The following is a 15,669-nucleotide window of genomic DNA, read 5'->3' as shown; positions in this document are numbered from 1 at the left end:
GTCGCGTTACGAAACCCGTCAGTCACAAACAGTTCCCTTACGCCCTAAGGCCTCGCCTTATAGACTGAAGCGTTTAAGCTTTACCATATTTCACGCCATTTCAATGAAACATCCAGAAATAAAATAAACCAAAAACAGCAGTGAGAAGCCTCGGATGACTGACGAAACAGAAGACCAGAATGCCTCCCAAAACGCCTCCGACACCCTCCCCGACTCCAGCCGTCGGCGCTTTTTGGGTGGGGTCGCTGTACTCGGGGCCGGGGCCACCCTGAGCGCCTGCGGCGGCACAGCTGAGCAGCCGGGCCCGCCCATCGACCGCGAACTGACGCCTGCCGAACTGGACAAGGCCCTGCACGACAACGTGAAAACCGTGGTGGTGATCTACGGCGAGAACCGCAGTTTCAACAATCTGTTTGCCGATTTCCCCGGCGTGGAGAGCCCGCTCTCCGCGCTCAAGCCTGCCGACTACCAGCAACACGACCGCGACGGCAGCCTGCTGGATACCTTGCCTGAGGTGTGGGGCGGCGTGACCCAATTGGGCCCGCAGACCATCGACGGGGTGATCTACCCCAGCGCCACCCAATATCAACAACACTTGCCCAACGCCCCCTTCGCGTTGAAAGGCCCGGACGGTGAAGACCTGCCGCTGGCCTTGATCACCCGTGACCTGTGGCACGTGTTCTATCAAAACCAGATGCAGATCAACGGCGGCAAGAACGACCGTTTTGTCGCCTGGGCCGACTCGGGCGCACTGACCTTTGGCTATTACCCGCAAACGCGCTATTCCCTGCGCCTGTGGGACGTGGCCAAGGAATTTGTGCTGTGCGACAACTTCTTCCAGGGCGCCTTTGGCGGTTCGTACCTCAACCACCAATACCTGATCAGCGCCCAGGTGCCGTTCTACCCGGATGCCGCCAACTCGGTAGCCAAATCACAGATCGCCACGTTGCAGAGCGACGACCCGACCGACACGCGCCTCAAGCCGCTGGACAAATCCCCGGCCAGCGCCATGACCGGCCCGCCGCAATTCGGCCCGAGCGCACTGACCCCGGACGGCTACGCAGTAAACACCATGGCCCCGCCCTACTGGCCCACCTGGATCCGCGACCCGGAACGCCCGGACTACGCCAAGCCGGACCTGCCCAGCGTATTGGTCCCACAGTCTCACGAGCATATCGGCGACAAGCTGTCGAAGAAGAACGTCGACTGGGCCTGGTACGGCGGCGCCTGGCAGGCAACGATTGATGAGCACAAGGATTCGGCAGCGATTCCGAAGATCCCGAGCTTTCAGTACCACCACCAGCCGTTCAACTACTTCAAGCAGCAAGGCCCGGAAAACCCGGTAGAGCGCAAGAAGCGCCTGCGCGATGGCGGCCTGGGCGACGACCCGAGCACCAACCACTTCATGGCCGATGCCCAGGCCGGCACGCTGCCGGCGGTGAGTTTCTACAAGCCCCAGGGCAACCTGAACATGCACGCCGGTTACGCCGACGTGGCTTCGGGCGACCGGCATATCACCCGTACGTTGAAGATGCTGCAGGAAAGCCCGCAGTGGAAAAACATGGTGGTGATCATCACGGTCGACGAGAACGGCGGCTGGTGGGACCACGTGGCACCGCCAAAAGGCGACCGCTGGGGCCCGGGCACACGTATTCCGGCGCTGGTCATTTCTCCATTCGCACGCAAGGGCACGGTGGACCATACGGTGTATGACACGGCGTCGATCCTGCGCCTGATCACCCGGGTCTTCCAACTGGAGAAACTCGACGGCATCAAGCTGCGGGACGAGTCGATGGTCGCCCGTGGCCAGAAACCCATGGGTGACCTGACCAATGCGTTGCACTTCAAGGTGTAGACGCACTTGCTCAAAAGCGACAAGCGCGCAGTTTTTCTACGCGCTTTCCCCGGTCAACCGCTACTGTGTGAGGGTGGGCATTCACCCCGCGCAGACGGGCTTTCGCTGACAGGGAATCATCCATGTTTAAACTCTCCAGGTTGTCCTTCACCCTGGCCGCACTGACCTTGAGTGCGGTCGTACACGCTGACATCACCGTACCGCTGGGTACCCCGCAACGGGTCACCCAGTTGTTCGCGTACCCGAACAATTGCAGCGTCATCTGCTTTCGTCCCTGGACGCTGGAGCAGACCGTCGAGCACTACCTGAACCAAAGCCTGCAACGAGACGGTTACAGCCGGGGCAAAGTCAGTGTAAAAACCGAGCATGACCAGGTGCTTGCCACCTTCAGCGGCGTGCCGGACGGTTACGGCCAGCCGCTGACCACCTTGCTCGACACCGCCGACCTGGCTTACCAGGGCGCCAGCAAGCTCAATGGCGATGGCAAGTGGCAGTTCAACTGGTACCTGTTCCTGCCGCTGGGCATGGCCCTGGAAAACCGCAAGAGCATCGAACTGCTGCACTTCCCGCCGGATTACTCCCTGACCCACTTCCAGGACTACCTGGAGTCGGCCACCACCGACCGCTGGGCGACCTTGCTCACGGCCAACGGCATCCCGGCGACCCAGACGCCGGAATACCAGACCATCATCGACATCGCGCCGATCGCCGCCCCCGCCACGGCGGGCAAGGACCTGGAAGGTGTGTACGGTTACTTCACCGACTACCAGACACGCATGGTCAAGGAGCTGAGCCTGCACGCGGGCGGCGCATTGCCGATGGTGGCTTTTGGGGCGCCAGTGCGCAGCTGGATCAAGCAGCAATACGGGCAAACCGTCGGTGTGTTGGGCCTGGCGCAGATCAGTCCGGCCGATGGCAGCCAGGTCGCCGTGCTGGGGGCCAACCACCCGAGTTACATCTGGTATGCCGCCAACCCCGACACGTATGACGGTGACGAGCAAAAGGCCGACGAGGCCGGCTTGAAGGTGATGGGCCAGGACTTGAGCGCCGCGTGCTGGCAGGCCTCGATGGGCCAGAAGCCCGCCAGCGATCCGAATGTGCAGCTCAAAGGCTGCATGAACACCTGGCAGGTAACACGCAAGGAGCAGACCTGCGAACTGTTCTACACCTCGATCCGCGAACTGACGCCCGAACAAGCGAACGCCAAGTGCGCCCAGCCCGCAATCAAGACTCAGCTAAGGCAATTGAAAAGCGCAGTGCCGGCACCGGCGGTTGATGCACCGGCGCTTTGACACAAGCCGCATACGGGGGAGTTTTCCTACAGAAAAAATAGCCAATTTCTACTGTCAGATTTGACAGTAGAAATTGGCGCTCACTTCAGCGAGTCTTGAGCCGCGCCCATCCGCTGCAAGACTGGCAGCCCAGACACCACCGGCAGGTCGATGCAGCCCCCTCCTGGAGAGTTATGAAAACTCAAGCCATGGATCAGGCTAAAACCGCTGTGAGTGACTGTCTTTACCCCTTCGCGACCGTGCTCACCGAACACGGCTACCCCCGCGCTTGCGACTATGAAGTGGTGCGTACCCGGGAGGGTTCAGGCAAAGGGATCAAGATGCGCGTCGCCTTTGATAGCCGCCTGCGCATCGCCAAGGTGTCCGGCTACGCGCTGAGCGAGCGGCGCCTGCATACGGTGCAGATGTCCTCGCGTATCCACTTGTACGACCCGTGGTTCTGCGGCTTGCTTTCGCACTCGTGCAACCCGAACGTATTTCTCGACATGACGTACCTGGAACTCTGGTCCGTTCAGCCGGTGCCCGCCGGCGCCCTGCTGACCATGGATTACGCCCACACCGAGGACGTACTGTTCCGACAGTTTCGCTGCCAGTGTGGCGAGCTCAACTGTCGGGGCTGGATCACCGGCATGAAGGAGCCGTTGAATGCCGAGGGTCAACAGTTCATGGAGCAGTGGCGCAAACGCAAAAGCCCTTAGACCGCTCCCAGCGGGCGCAGGCGGTATTGCGGCGGCAATTGCTCGAAGCCACTGATGGTGGCGTTCAGGCTTTTCCAGCGGCCATCCTTGATTCCGTAGATACAGCCGTGAACCGACAGGCTCTGCCCACGGTGCCAGGCGTTTTGCACAATGCTGGTATGGCCGACGTTGGCCACTTGCTGGATCACGTTCAACTCGCACAGGCGGTCGACGCGTTCCTCTTCCGTGGGCAACTGGGCCAGCACATCGCGGTTTTCGTAGTACAGGTCACGGATGGTGCGCAGCCAGCCGTCGATCAGGCCCAACTGGTTGTCCTGCATCGAGGCGCGTACACCGCCGCAGCCATAGTGGCCGGTCACCAGGATGTGTTTGACCTTGAGCACGTCAACCGCGTACTGGATCACCGACAGGCAATTGAGGTCGGTGTGCAGCACCACGTTAGCAACGTTGCGATGCACAAACAGGTCGCCCGGCAGCATGCCGACGATCTCGTTGGCCGGTACGCGGGCATCGGAACAGCCGATCCACAGGTATTCCGGGGTTTGCTGGCGGGCAAGCTTGGCGAAGAATTCGGGATCTTCCTGTTTGATCGCATCTGCCCAGCGTTCGTTGTTATCAAGCAGGTCTTGTAGTTCGTTCATCAGGGAAAGCCTCAGGAATGATGCGCAGCTTTGACAGACGACCGCCCATCCGGGTCACGCCGATAATTAAAGATAGCCGGCCGGTAATTTCTTGAATCTTGGGGAGCCATGCCTGTCCACACACTATAAGCCCCACAGTATGAGGAATCGCCATGACTGATTCACGACGTCCATTCGGCGCCACCCAACCGGAGCCGATTGATGACAACGAAGACCGCATGGGCTCCATGCGGGAACTGGATTTTGACAAGGAAGAGCCGACGGCGGAGATCGGCGACGAGATTCCACCTCGTGAACGCGAGCATCTGATGCCCGACGAGCGGGTACGCGAGGCTGGGATGACTGGGGCTTCCACCGCTGATCATGAATCAACCGATGATGATATGAGCCCGGAAACCCTGATCCGTGAGGACGGCGCACGGGATGCCCAGGAAGAAGGTGAAGATGGACAGGCCGATTGGGACCTGAGCATAGTCGATGAAGACGAGATTGGCGGCGGCAATGGCCTGGATGAGGCCGAACTGGCCGATATCGATCCAGTAGACGGCAACCGCTGACACTCTGCCGAACTAGATGTGGGAGCGGGCTTGCTCGCGAAGGCGGTGTGTCAGTCATTACATCTGCCGACTGGACCACCGTATTCGCGAGCAAGCCCGCTCCCACATTGGGCACTGCGTTTAGTCGACCAGGGTGCAGGCCATCACGACCGCATCTTCACGACCACCGACGGCGGGGTAATAATCCCGCCGACGGCCAATCTCGTTGAAACCGTAACGCTCATACAGCCGGAACGCGCCGGTATTGCTGTCGCGCACTTCCAGGAAACATTCCCGCGCCTTGGCCTCGTAGGCCCGGGACATCAGGTGCTCCAACAGGCTCAAACCCAGGCCACGGCCCTGGTTTTCCGGCTTGACGGTGATGTTCAGCAAATGCGCTTCATCGAGGATGATCTGCACCACCCCGTGGCCCACCTGCTGCTCACCTTCGAACATCAGCCAGATCTGGTACTTGCCCAGCCCGTCGAGAAAAATCCCGCGGGTCCAGGGATGGCTGAACGCTGCGTATTCGATCTTCAGTACAGCGTCGAGGTCCGCCTCGGTCATCGGGCGGAAAGATAAAGCTTCACTCATCGGTACTTTTCCAGCGCGCCATCAGCCGGCGCATGGCTTGCCAGACATCAGCCTTACGCTGTGGCTCTTCCATTAATAGTTCCAGGCCCGGCAGGGCCCAGACAGAGCCCAGGCCTTCGACCTGCAGTTCGCGGTACCAGGCCTCGGCATTCGCTTCACCGGCAAAACGCACGGCGGGCAGGCCGATCAGCCACAGGCACACGCAGGGTTCGTCTTCCAGGCGCGCCGAGACAAAACCTTGCACAAAATCCCGCGCGGCTTCCGGCCCCTGGTCCATGGTGCCCCGGGCCAGCAGCGGCCAGCGCACCGGTTCGCCGACGATTTGCGGGCTGTCGGGCAGGCCGGCGGCGCGCAACATGTCCTTGAGCAGCAGATAGGCCGGGTCGCGGGTCTGGAAGCGCTCGCCGGTGGGCAACTCCACCAGCAGCAGGCATCGCCCGGCCCGCAGCAGTTGCAGGGCAAAGCGCGGCGGCGGCACGACCGGAGCCTTGACCACGGCAGGTGCCTCTTCGGCGACGACCGGCTTGGCCACCGGCGATGGGCGCGGCACTTCGACCTTTGGCCGGACCACCGGGGTTTCTGCCACGGGCTTGACCAGCGGCACCGGCGCAGCCGCCTCCTCACCCGAAGGCTCGAAAGCCTCGAACGGTTCCGGGGCCTCCAGCAACTCGGGCCGCGAGGGGGCGGCGAATGGTAATTCAGTGCGCGGCAGCCAGTTGACCACCTGCATGGCGGTCAAGTAAGCGCGACGTCGGGACTCGATAAGCAAAGGTCGGCCACTTGTGGATAACTAAAGAACGGGGATTCTACCGCCCTTCGACGAAGATCGCCCGCAGTTGATCGTTCCGGTGAGCGCCTCACGACCGGCTGTGGATAAATCCCACCCCCGATGCAGTACAATCGCTGCTTTTAATCGCTAACCAGCCGGCCATTCCGATGATCGAACCCAAGCGCGTCTTGCGCGCCCTCGCCGAACACTGGGCCCTGCTTGAGCCACTGTGCGAACACTTCGACCAAGGCACCCTGAGCCTCAGCGAACTGCGCGCCCAACTGGCTGCCCAACAACTGGACAGCACGCCACAGGACATCACCAGCCTGCTGGACGTGTGGATTCGCCTGGATATCCTGGTGCCTGTCGCCAAGAGCCCGAACCGCTTCGAGCTCAACGCACAGATCCACGACTTCCTGGCGTATCTTCGCAAGGAGCACCGGCTCGGCCTGTGCCTGGAGATCGAAGCCTACCTGCGCCACCTTGAGCGCCTGGCGGGTTATATCCAGGACGCCTTCGACATCCGTGACGGCCATGACCTGGCGCGCCAACTGCGCCTGCTGGACATGCGCGTGCGGGACGTGCTGAAAAAACTCGCCAACGACGAACAGGCCCTCGCGGCCGTAGCCGACCGCGCCAAGACCAGCGACCGGCAGATCCCGTTGCGCCAGCGTTACGCCGAAGTCCTGGCGACCTGGGACGAATACGTCGAACCGATGATTCAGTTGGTGAACGCCGACGGCGCCTTCGAACAAGGCGTGCGCAAGGTCGAGAACGTGCTGTTGCGCATGCTCACCGAACAGCAGCGCCTCGGCCACCTGGTGGACGACGACATGCTGCTGCGCACCCATGCGCGCATCCTCGAAATGCAGACCAGCGCTCAACTGACCTTGCGTCACGCCCGGGAACTGCTGCTGCCGTTGCGGGAAGAAGCGCGCCGGCACAACGCCGTGACCCGTGGCGCGGCGCTGGCCTTGTCGGCGATTCGCCGCAAGGGCCTGGACGCGGTGCCGCAAGCGGCGATGCCGATGTTCACCCGGCCGCAAAGCACCTTTCTGGGCAGTGCCAGCCAGGTTGAAGCCTACGTGTACGCCTTGGCCAACTTCGAACCGAAGCCGGCGCGTTTCCCCAAGGCGCACAAATCCCACAAGGGCGAAGCCCCTCGCGCACCGCGCACGGTCAAGGAAATGCTCGAGCGCTGTGAAGACGCGCTGCCGATGCCCGACCTGATGACCTGGCTGCTGGAGCAGGAACCGGACGGCGCAACCGACGAGTTGCTGTACTGGTTCTCACGCCTCTCGCGGGAGAAACGCTTCAAGCGCGAACGTCTGGAACGGCGGGATTACCACACTCACGAGCACCAGGTCAGCCTGCGCTCATTCGCCCTGCTTCCAGCCAGTATTGATACGGCCGGGAATTCTGCGAGCACCCCTCATGCATCTTGATCTATCCGAACTGTCCCAGCTGGCGCCGATCTTTCGCGAGCTGTTCAAGGGTTACCACGTCAGCCGCCGCGACCCGGAGCTGTACGCCCAACTGTCGAACTTCCAGGACCAGTACCGCACGCTGTTCAAGGCCCTGGGCTTTGAGCTGGTGTGCGACACCCGGGGTTTCTACTACTTCGTACCGGACTCGGCCGTGGCTGCCGCGCAGGTCAACAAGACCGCCCAGCGCCTGGCGTTGTTCACCTTCATCATCGTCGAGCACCTGGCCGACCAGGGCCGCGACCCGATCGCTGTGCTTGACGGTGGCAGCCTGGGCCGTGATGAGCTGCCGTCGTTGCTGGAAAAGTACCGCGACCTGTTTATCCAGGCCGAAGTGACGACCGTTGAGGAACTGGAAGAAAAAATCATGCGCCGCATGACCCAGCTGGGTTTTGCCAGTGAAGAGAACGGTATCTACCGCTTCCTGCCGCCGATGCACCGCTTCCTCGATGTGTGCCTCTCGGTGCAGCAGGACCGTGACCTCGCCGCGAGTATCCACAGCGTATTGCCGCTGCCAGCCCCGGTGATCATCGACGAGGACAGCGATGAGAAACTGCTGAAGACCGATGACCCGCTGGACTTGAGTGACTTCGCAGAAGAAAGCGAAGAAGACGCCCTGGCCCGTGCCATTGCCGAAGAACAGGAGACCGACGCATGAGCAAGGAACGCTACGGCATTCGCCGCTTCGCCCTTTTGAACACCGCCGGTTACAGCCTGGGGTTGTTCCCGCTGGAAGAACCGCTGTCGGTGTACGGCGCGAACAACCTCGGCAAATCGGCCTCGATCAACGCCTTGCAGTTCCCGATTCTGGCGCGCATGTCGGACATGAGTTTCGGCAAGTACACCCTGGAGCAATCCCGGCGTTTCTACTTTGCTACCGACACCAGCTACATCCTGGTGGAAGTGGCACTGCCCCATGGCCCACACGTGATCGGCGTGGTCGGTCGCGGCCCGGGCGGTGGTTTCGGTCACCAGTTCTTTGCCTACGCGGGCAAGCTGGACCTGGCGCACTACCAGAAGAACGACACCTGCCTGCGCCAGAAAGAGCTGTTCACCAACCTTGAGCGCGAAGGCCTGAAGGCTTACGAACTGAAGCCGGATGAACTGCGACGTTTGCTGGTGGGCGGCCATACGTCGATCCCGCTGGACCTGACCCTGATTCCGCTGCGCTCCACCAGCGAGCAGAGCCTGAAGACCTTCCGTGCGCTGTTTATCAACTTGCTGCACATGCGGGAAATTACCGCGGCCAAGTTGAAGCAACTGTTCCTGGATGCGTTCGAACACAGCCTGCGTTCCGGCAGTGTCGATTACATCGCGGCGTGTGAAGAAGCCTTCCGTGATGTACGACGCATGGAGCAGGACTACAACTCATTGGTAGCCGCCGGGCCGCTGGTGGAAGCGCTGTCCAATGGCGTGAAACAGCGGGAAATCCTGCGGGGCAAACTGCATCGCCTATCGCCGCTGCTGGATTCGTTGTTGGGCACTTGGTCGGACTACGCCAGTGCGCGCAAGGAAGAGCTGACGATCCAGGCCGAGCATTACCGCAACGAGCAAGACGCACTGCAAAACGACCAGCGCGGCGGCACTCAGGAGCTGATGCGCCTGGAGCGGGAAATCAGCGGCATTCAGCGCTGGCTCGGTGAACTGTCGGTGCTCAAGCATCGCTTCGCCCTGGTGGATGACGTCAAGGTGCTGGAGCAGCAACTGCTGGCGGCCAAGGATGCTCACGATGAATTGGCCGGGGCCTTGGCGCAGTCGCGTCAGTTCAGCGCCGAGGATTTGGACGAGCGTCTGCGGGACCTGGAAAAACGCTTGAAGTCGGTGAAACAGCAACTCGATCACGCCGACAACAACAGCTACGCCAAGCTGCGGGAAGAATTCTCGCAGCAGGATGTCGAGCGTCTGATGCGCCTGTTCAACAGTTCGCTGTTCAGCTTGCCGCTGGGTGAGCATGGCATCACGCTGGACGAGGAAGGCCTGTGGGTGAAATCCCTGGAGCAGATTCTCGATGGCTTCAAGGGCGAGCGTTTTGAAGTGCCGGGACTGGCCATCGACATCTCGCACATCGAGCCACCGGCGTTGCAGGCCCTGGCTGACCGCGCCGCGTTGCGTGACCAGAAAGAACGCCTGGAAAAAGAACTCAAGCAACTGAAAACCCAGCAAGCCGTGGCGGCTGACCGCGCGGCGAGCAAGACCCAGACTGAAGCCCTGTACCAACAGGTATTGGACGCACAGAAGGCGCTGGAAGATTTCCGCCGCTCGCAAACCCTGAGCGCAGAAGAAGGCGAGAAGCTGGAAAGCCTTGCGCAGATGGAAGCGGCCCAGGACGAATTGAAGCGTTCCAGCGATGCGTTTACCGAACGCGTCCAGCAACTGTCGGCCAAGCTGCAACTGGTAGGCCGCCAGATTGGTGATATGGAAGCCAAGCAGCGCACGCTGGATGACGCGTTGCGTCGTCGCCAACTGCTGCCGGCGGACTTGCCGTTTGGTACGCCGTTCATGGATCCGGTCGACGACTCCATGGAAAACCTGCTGCCACTGCTTAATGACTATCAGGACAGTTGGCAAGGTCTGCTGCGCGCTGATGGCCAAATCGACGCACTGTATGCACAGGTGCGCCTCAAGGGCGTGGCCAAGTTCGACAGTGAAGACGATATGGAGCGCCGCCTGCACCTGCTGATCAACGCTTACGCGCACCGTACCGATGAAGCCCTGACGCTGGGCAAGGCGCGGCGTGCGGCGGTCACCGATATCGCGCGCACCTTGCGCAATATCCGCAGCGACTACGACAGCCTTGAGCACCAGTTGGCGTTGTTCAACCGCGAGATCAACAAGCGCCAGGTGTCCAACCTGCAGAGCTTCCGCATCGTGCTGGCGCCGAACAAGGAAGCCCTCAAGCATATCGACCAGATCATCCACAGTGCCGGTCAGTATGAAGAGGGTGAAACCCTGTCGGTCTTCGACCTGAGCCAGAGCGCCGAGCAGGACAACAAGAACGAGGAAGCCAAGGAATACCTGGCGCGCCTGGTTGCGGCCAACCACAACCAGTTGGGCCTCAAGGACTTGTTCGAATTGGCGTTCGAGATCACCAAGGTCAACGGCCAGCCAATCATTCACACCGACATTGATGGCGCCGCCTCCAACGGCACCACCATGACCATCAAGGCGCTGACCAACATGTACTTGTTGCTGCACTTGATGGACCGCGACCAGGCAGGTCGTGTGCGCTTGCCGTACTACCTCGACGAGGCGGCGGATATCGATGAGAAGAACCAGGCGGCGTTGCTGGAAACCAGCTTGCAGCTGGGCTTCGTGCCGATTCTGGCCAGTGTGAAGCCGCAGGTGTCCGCCCAGGTGGCGATTGACCTGGAAGGCGGCAGCGGGCCGAACGGGATCTACATTGATGAGGCAGACTGGAAATACATCCGTCGTCACGATGTGGTGAAGGCGACGGTGAATGTGCAGGCGGATGAACCGGAGTTGGACGAGGTTTAATCAGCCGCGCTGAAATGCAAAAAGGCCGCGATCTTTTGGATCGCGGCCTTTTTTTTGGTGTTCTTGAGGGCCTCTTCGCGAGCAAGCCCGCTCCCACATTCAATCGGGTTCCTTCAGGGGGAACTGGGTCGAATGTGGGAGCGGGCTTGCTCGCGAAGGCCGCGCCTCGGTCTATTTGCCGAGTGGGATTTTAGGTGCCCAGGTCAGCCATTCGTCTTCGAACTTGTCGAACAGCGGGAAGGTTTGCTGGGGTCGAGCGGCATTCCCCATGCGCTCGCCGTCTGGCGTGGCAAAGGCGATGCCGCCGGCGACCAAGGTCTCCAGGGATTCGGTGCGTACCGTCGCGCCTTTGAACAGGCCGAAGTCGAGACCGAAACCGCTGGTGTTCCAGAACCGGCTGCCACTGCGCACCAGCGGCGCGTACTTCGGCTCGATCAGGATATGGATCAGCACGCGGTCGGCGGTCTGGCCCAGCTCGTAGCCTGTGACCTTGCCTACCGTGACTTCGCGGTAGGTGACCGGCACACCTTCCTTCAGCGAACCGCGGCGCGCCGCACTGAGCACCAGGCTCAAGCCCGCGTCCTGATGGACCGCTTCAGGCGGTTGGTCGAGGGCAACGAAGCTCTTTTGCGGGCCGGCGTTTTTTGCTGCGGGCTGCACTTCGATGTACTGACCGGTGACCAGGGTTTCCAGATTCGACGTTTTCATTAGCCCCAGTTCTGGCTTGACCACCCAGAACTGACTGCCGGCCCGGGCGATGCGATCTGCCACTTGGGTGATGCGCGCGCTGAGCAGGACCGATTGCATGTCCGCGCTCAAGTCGACGCTTTCGATCTTGCCGACGTCGAGGCCTTTGAAGCGTACCGGCGTACCTGGGCGCAGACCGTCGGCGCGGTCGACCTTGATGGTCACCAATGTACCGTGCTGGTTGGCGGCTTCGCGGTCCGGGAACAGACGGAAACGCGGGATACGCTTTTTCAGCGGTACATTCGGCTCCGGGGTTTCGAAGGCGATACCGCCGGCCATCAGGCTGGCCAGGGATTCGCTTTTCACCTGGATGCCGCCGGTAAGTCCGCCGGTCAGGGTCACGCCGCTGGCATTCCAGAATCGGGTCGAGCCGTTGACCAGGCCTTCGTACTCTTTCTCGATATGGACGCCAATCACCAGTTGCTTGTTCTTGCGGGAGAACTGGTAGCTCTGTACGGAACCGACCTTGACCTGCTTGTAGAGGATCGGGCTGCCGACATCCAGGGAACCGAGGTTGTCGGTGAACAGCACCATGTGCAGGCCGGGGGAACGCAGGTCCAGTGGCGGCGCCTTGGCCCGGGCGACGTACTCCCGTTGTGGCGCGCTGCCCTTGTCGCCGGGACGGATGGCGATGTAGTTACCTTTGACCAACGCTTCCAGCCCGGTGATGCCGGCCAGGGAGATGGACGGCTTGACCACCCAGAATTGGGTGTCCTGGACGAGGTAGTCTTCGGCCAGTGGGTCGAGGGTCAGCTCGGCATTGGCGCTGGAAAGGTCCGGGTCGATCTTCAGGGTTTTCAGGCTGCCGACCTGGATGCCTTTGTACATCACCGGCGTGCGACCCGCCTGGAGACCTTCGAAGTCGGTGAGTTTGACTTTGACCTTGATGCCTGCGGCTGCTGCATCGAAGTCTTCATACAGGCGGAACGGCAGGCTCGGGTCCGTCGGCGGGCTGTCCTTGCGGTTCTCTGGCGTGGCGAAGGCGATACCGCCGGCAACGATGCTGGCCAGGGATTCACTGCGCACTTTTACGCCGGAGAGGTTGGCGTCGATGCTGATGCCGCTGGCGTTCCAGAAACGCGTGTGTTTGCGCACCAGGCTGGCGTAGGTCGGCTCGATGTAGACCTTGATTTCAACGGTGGTCTGGTCTTCGGAGAGCAGGTAGCTTTTGACCTGGCCGACCTGGATCTGCTTATAGAACACCGGGCTGCCGCGGTTCAGCGAGCCGAGACGATCGGCTTTGATCGTCAGGTGCAGGCCGGGCTTGGCGTCGGATAAGGGCGGTTCTTCAGACAGGGCCTTGAACTTGCGCGTCGGCTCACCATCGCCCGGGCTGGCAGCGATGTAGTTACCCGAGACCAGGGTTTCCAGCCCAGTGATCCCGGCCAGGCTGACACTCGGCTTTACCAGCCAGAAGCGGGTGTTGGTCTTGAGGTATTGCTCCACGTCCTTGTTCATCTCGATGGTGGCGATCACCCCGCGATTGTTACCTTCGTCATCCAGGGCCAGTGTTTTGACCTTACCCACGGACATGCCTTTGTAGACCACTTCGGTCTTGTTGGCCTGGATGCCTTCGCCGCTTTCAAAGCGAACCTGAATCTCGATACCTTGCTGGTTGTACGCACGCCATCCCAACCAGCCACCGATGATCAGGGCAATCAGGGGCAGCACCCAAATGGCCGACCAGTTGGAAGCTGGGCGGGTTTTAGCCTTAGGCAAATCACTCATGGTCGTCGTCCGACTCCGTGTTATCCCAAATCAGTCGGGGATCGAAAGTTACTGCGGCAAGCATCGTCAAGATCACCACACTGGCGAACGCCACGGCACCGAGATTGGCCTCGACACTGGCAAGTCGCCCAAAGTTTACGACCGCCACCAGGATGGCAATCACGAAGATATCCAGCATGGACCAGCGGCCAATAAACTCGATAAAGCGGTACATGATAATGCGTTGTTGCGCGGAAAGTGGTTGGTGACGTTGTACCGAGAACAGCAGCAGCCCAATACCCACCAGCTTGAAGGTGGGTACCAGGATGCTGGCGATAAACACTACAGCGGCGATCGGGAACATTCCGTGCTGCATCAGTTGGATAACGCCGGACATGATGGTGCTCGGATCGCCCTGCCCCAGGGAGCTGACGGTCATGATCGGCAACAGATTGGCCGGGATGTACAGGATGGCTGCGGTGATCAGCAGCGCCCAGGTGCGCGTCAGGCTGTTCGGCCGGCGAGCGTGAACCAGTGCACCGCAACGGGTGCAGGTTTGCTCGTCGGTGTCCGGGTCTTGTTTGTTTAGTTCATGGCATTCGGTACAGATCAGAATGCCCGCATCAATCGCCCGCATGAGCATCCTCTCCTGATAGCGCTTCCCAGATCTGGTGAGGTGACATCACCACCTCCAGCAGTATCTGGACCATTAACAGACTTACGAAGCAGGCCAGGCCAAGCCCAACGGTGATGGTCGCCATGTCGGCCAGTTTTACGATCGCCACCAGCACGCCCATCAGGTAGACCTCGAGCATCCCCCAGTCTTTCAGATGGTGGTAGATGCGATAAAACAGCAGCCCGTAGCTACGGCCAATGTTCCAGCGAATGCTCAACAATACCGCCAGCTGGCACAGGAGCTTGAGCAATGGAATGCCCATGCTGCAGAGGAACACCACCACGGCGACGCCTTGCATACCGGTGTCGAACAGACCGACCACGCCGGTCCATACGGTGTCCTGCGAGGACTGCCCGAGTAGATTGAGCTGCATGATGGGTAAAAAGTTCGCGGGGACGTACAACAATAGCGCGGCAATCACTAACGCCAGGCTTCGTTCAACGACGTTGTGGCGGTGAGCATACAGCTCGTAGCCGCAGCGTGGGCATTGGGCCTTTTCACCGCGGGCAAGCTCCGGCTTGCGCATCAGCAAGTCGCACTCATGGCATGCCACGAGTTCGTCCAGCGGTAAGTCTGACACCTCGAGGGTATCAACCGGGTCGGGCATATAGGGCTCGGACTCTAAAAAAGGTTAGGTGCCTATTCTAGTGTTCTGGTTCAGAAATAACTGTGCAAATTTGTCGGGGTGCCGCTGTATATCGAGCATGTCGGTAAGTTTCCGACCGCCCAAAACAAAACCCCTGATTGCGTTAGCAATCAGGGGCTTCGGAATTTAATCTTGACGATGACCTACTCTCACATGGGGAAACCCCACACTACCATCGGCGATGCATCGTTTCACTGCTGAGTTCGGGATGGGATCAGGTGGTTCCAATGCTCTATGGTCGTCAAGAAATTCGGGTACTGAGTCGTGACCAGATGGCCTCGCTTCAGCAAATTGGGTATGTGATAGCTTTCGGTGTTTGTGAGATTCGAACTTTCGGTTCGTTTCGTCTTCACACACCGCAATCTGGTGCTCTTTCGCTTTTCAGCTCGAAGCATACAAATTGCTTGGGTGTTATATGGTCAAGCCTCACGGGCAATTAGTATTGGTTAGCTCAACGCCTCACAGCGCTTACACACCCAACCTATCAACGTCGTAGTCTTCGACGGCCCTTCAGGGAACTCAAGGTTCC

At 60.4% G+C, this 15,669-nt stretch carries 13 protein-coding genes and 2 rRNA genes; 7 read left to right on the top strand and 8 right to left on the bottom strand.

Features of this window, described 5'->3' with window-relative positions:
• Positions 1–154 precede the first annotated feature (154 nt).
• From acpA to D109_RS0121025, 3 genes are all read left to right on the top strand, one after another.
• Complete coding sequence (acpA, locus tag D109_RS0121035) at positions 155–1,855, top strand: acid phosphatase (protein WP_017478604.1); 1,701 nt, start codon at positions 155–157, stop codon at positions 1,853–1,855.
• A gap of 122 nt (positions 1,856–1,977) precedes the next feature.
• Positions 1,978–3,147: a hypothetical protein gene (locus D109_RS0121030; RefSeq protein ID WP_017478603.1), complete on the top strand. Its 1,170-nt coding sequence runs from the start codon at positions 1,978–1,980 to the stop codon at positions 3,145–3,147.
• A 173-nt stretch (positions 3,148–3,320) separates the two neighbouring features.
• Positions 3,321–3,845 (top strand): hypothetical protein, encoded by a 525-nt coding sequence (locus tag D109_RS0121025; protein WP_017478602.1) that lies wholly within the window; start codon positions 3,321–3,323, stop codon positions 3,843–3,845.
• Here the strand turns inward: D109_RS0121025 and can are convergent.
• A complete protein-coding gene (gene can / locus D109_RS0121020; RefSeq protein WP_017478601.1) occupies positions 3,842–4,486 on the bottom strand; it encodes a carbonate dehydratase in 645 nt (214 codons plus the stop codon). The genes D109_RS0121025 and can overlap by 4 nt on opposite strands.
• A 152-nt stretch (positions 4,487–4,638) precedes the next feature.
• Between can and D109_RS0121015 the strand changes: the two genes are divergently transcribed.
• Positions 4,639–5,043, top strand: coding sequence for a hypothetical protein (locus D109_RS0121015; protein ID WP_017478600.1), 405 nt, complete (start codon positions 4,639–4,641; stop codon positions 5,041–5,043).
• A 120-nt stretch (positions 5,044–5,163) separates the two neighbouring features.
• Here the strand turns inward: D109_RS0121015 and rimI are convergent, their stop codons facing one another.
• Positions 5,164–5,616: a ribosomal protein S18-alanine N-acetyltransferase gene (gene rimI, locus D109_RS0121010; RefSeq protein WP_003214382.1), complete on the bottom strand. Its 453-nt coding sequence runs from the start codon at positions 5,614–5,616 to the stop codon at positions 5,164–5,166.
• On the bottom strand, positions 5,609–6,346 hold the full coding sequence (locus tag D109_RS0121005) for a hypothetical protein (protein ID WP_017478599.1): 738 nt from the start codon (positions 6,344–6,346) through the stop codon (positions 5,609–5,611). The genes rimI and D109_RS0121005 overlap by 8 nt, the downstream gene beginning before the upstream one ends.
• Positions 6,347–6,552: 206 nt before the next feature.
• On the opposite strand from D109_RS0121005, the gene mksB reads away from it, so the two are divergent.
• From mksB to mksF, 3 genes are read left to right on the top strand one after another with little or no spacing between them, the layout of a single operon-like run.
• Positions 6,553–7,830: an Mks condensin complex protein MksB gene (gene mksB / locus D109_RS0121000; RefSeq protein ID WP_003214377.1), complete on the top strand. Its 1,278-nt coding sequence runs from the start codon at positions 6,553–6,555 to the stop codon at positions 7,828–7,830.
• Positions 7,820–8,527, top strand: coding sequence for an Mks condensin complex protein MksE (gene mksE / locus D109_RS0120995; protein ID WP_017478598.1), 708 nt, complete (start codon positions 7,820–7,822; stop codon positions 8,525–8,527). The genes mksB and mksE overlap by 11 nt, the downstream gene beginning before the upstream one ends.
• A complete protein-coding gene (gene mksF / locus D109_RS0120990; RefSeq protein ID WP_017478597.1) occupies positions 8,524–11,364 on the top strand; it encodes an Mks condensin complex protein MksF in 2,841 nt (946 codons plus the stop codon). The genes mksE and mksF overlap by 4 nt, the downstream gene beginning before the upstream one ends.
• 171 nt (positions 11,365–11,535) lie before the next feature.
• On the opposite strand, the gene D109_RS0120985 is transcribed toward mksF, so the two are convergent.
• The 5 genes from D109_RS0120985 to D109_RS0120965 all read right to left on the bottom strand — a co-directional run.
• A complete protein-coding gene (locus D109_RS0120985; protein WP_017478596.1) occupies positions 11,536–13,839 on the bottom strand; it encodes a PqiB family protein in 2,304 nt (767 codons plus the stop codon).
• Complete coding sequence (locus D109_RS0120980; RefSeq protein ID WP_003214366.1) at positions 13,832–14,455, bottom strand: paraquat-inducible protein A; 624 nt, start codon at positions 14,453–14,455, stop codon at positions 13,832–13,834. Before D109_RS0120980 ends, D109_RS0120985 begins: the two co-directional genes overlap by 8 nt.
• On the bottom strand, positions 14,442–15,101 hold the full coding sequence (locus tag D109_RS0120975; protein ID WP_017478595.1) for a paraquat-inducible protein A: 660 nt from the start codon (positions 15,099–15,101) through the stop codon (positions 14,442–14,444). The genes D109_RS0120980 and D109_RS0120975 overlap by 14 nt, the downstream gene beginning before the upstream one ends.
• Before the next feature lie 169 nt (positions 15,102–15,270).
• A 5S ribosomal RNA gene (gene rrf / locus D109_RS0120970) occupies positions 15,271–15,386 on the bottom strand.
• A 169-nt stretch (positions 15,387–15,555) separates the two neighbouring features.
• Positions 15,556–15,669: ribosomal RNA gene (locus tag D109_RS0120965) — 23S ribosomal RNA — on the bottom strand; the annotation flags it as partial.

The sequence above is a fragment of the Pseudomonas sp. PAMC 26793 genome, from assembly GCF_000313235.1.
Taxonomy (GTDB): domain Bacteria; phylum Pseudomonadota; class Gammaproteobacteria; order Pseudomonadales; family Pseudomonadaceae; genus Aquipseudomonas; species Aquipseudomonas yamanorum.
This window is presented reverse-complemented; position numbering and strand designations above follow the sequence as displayed.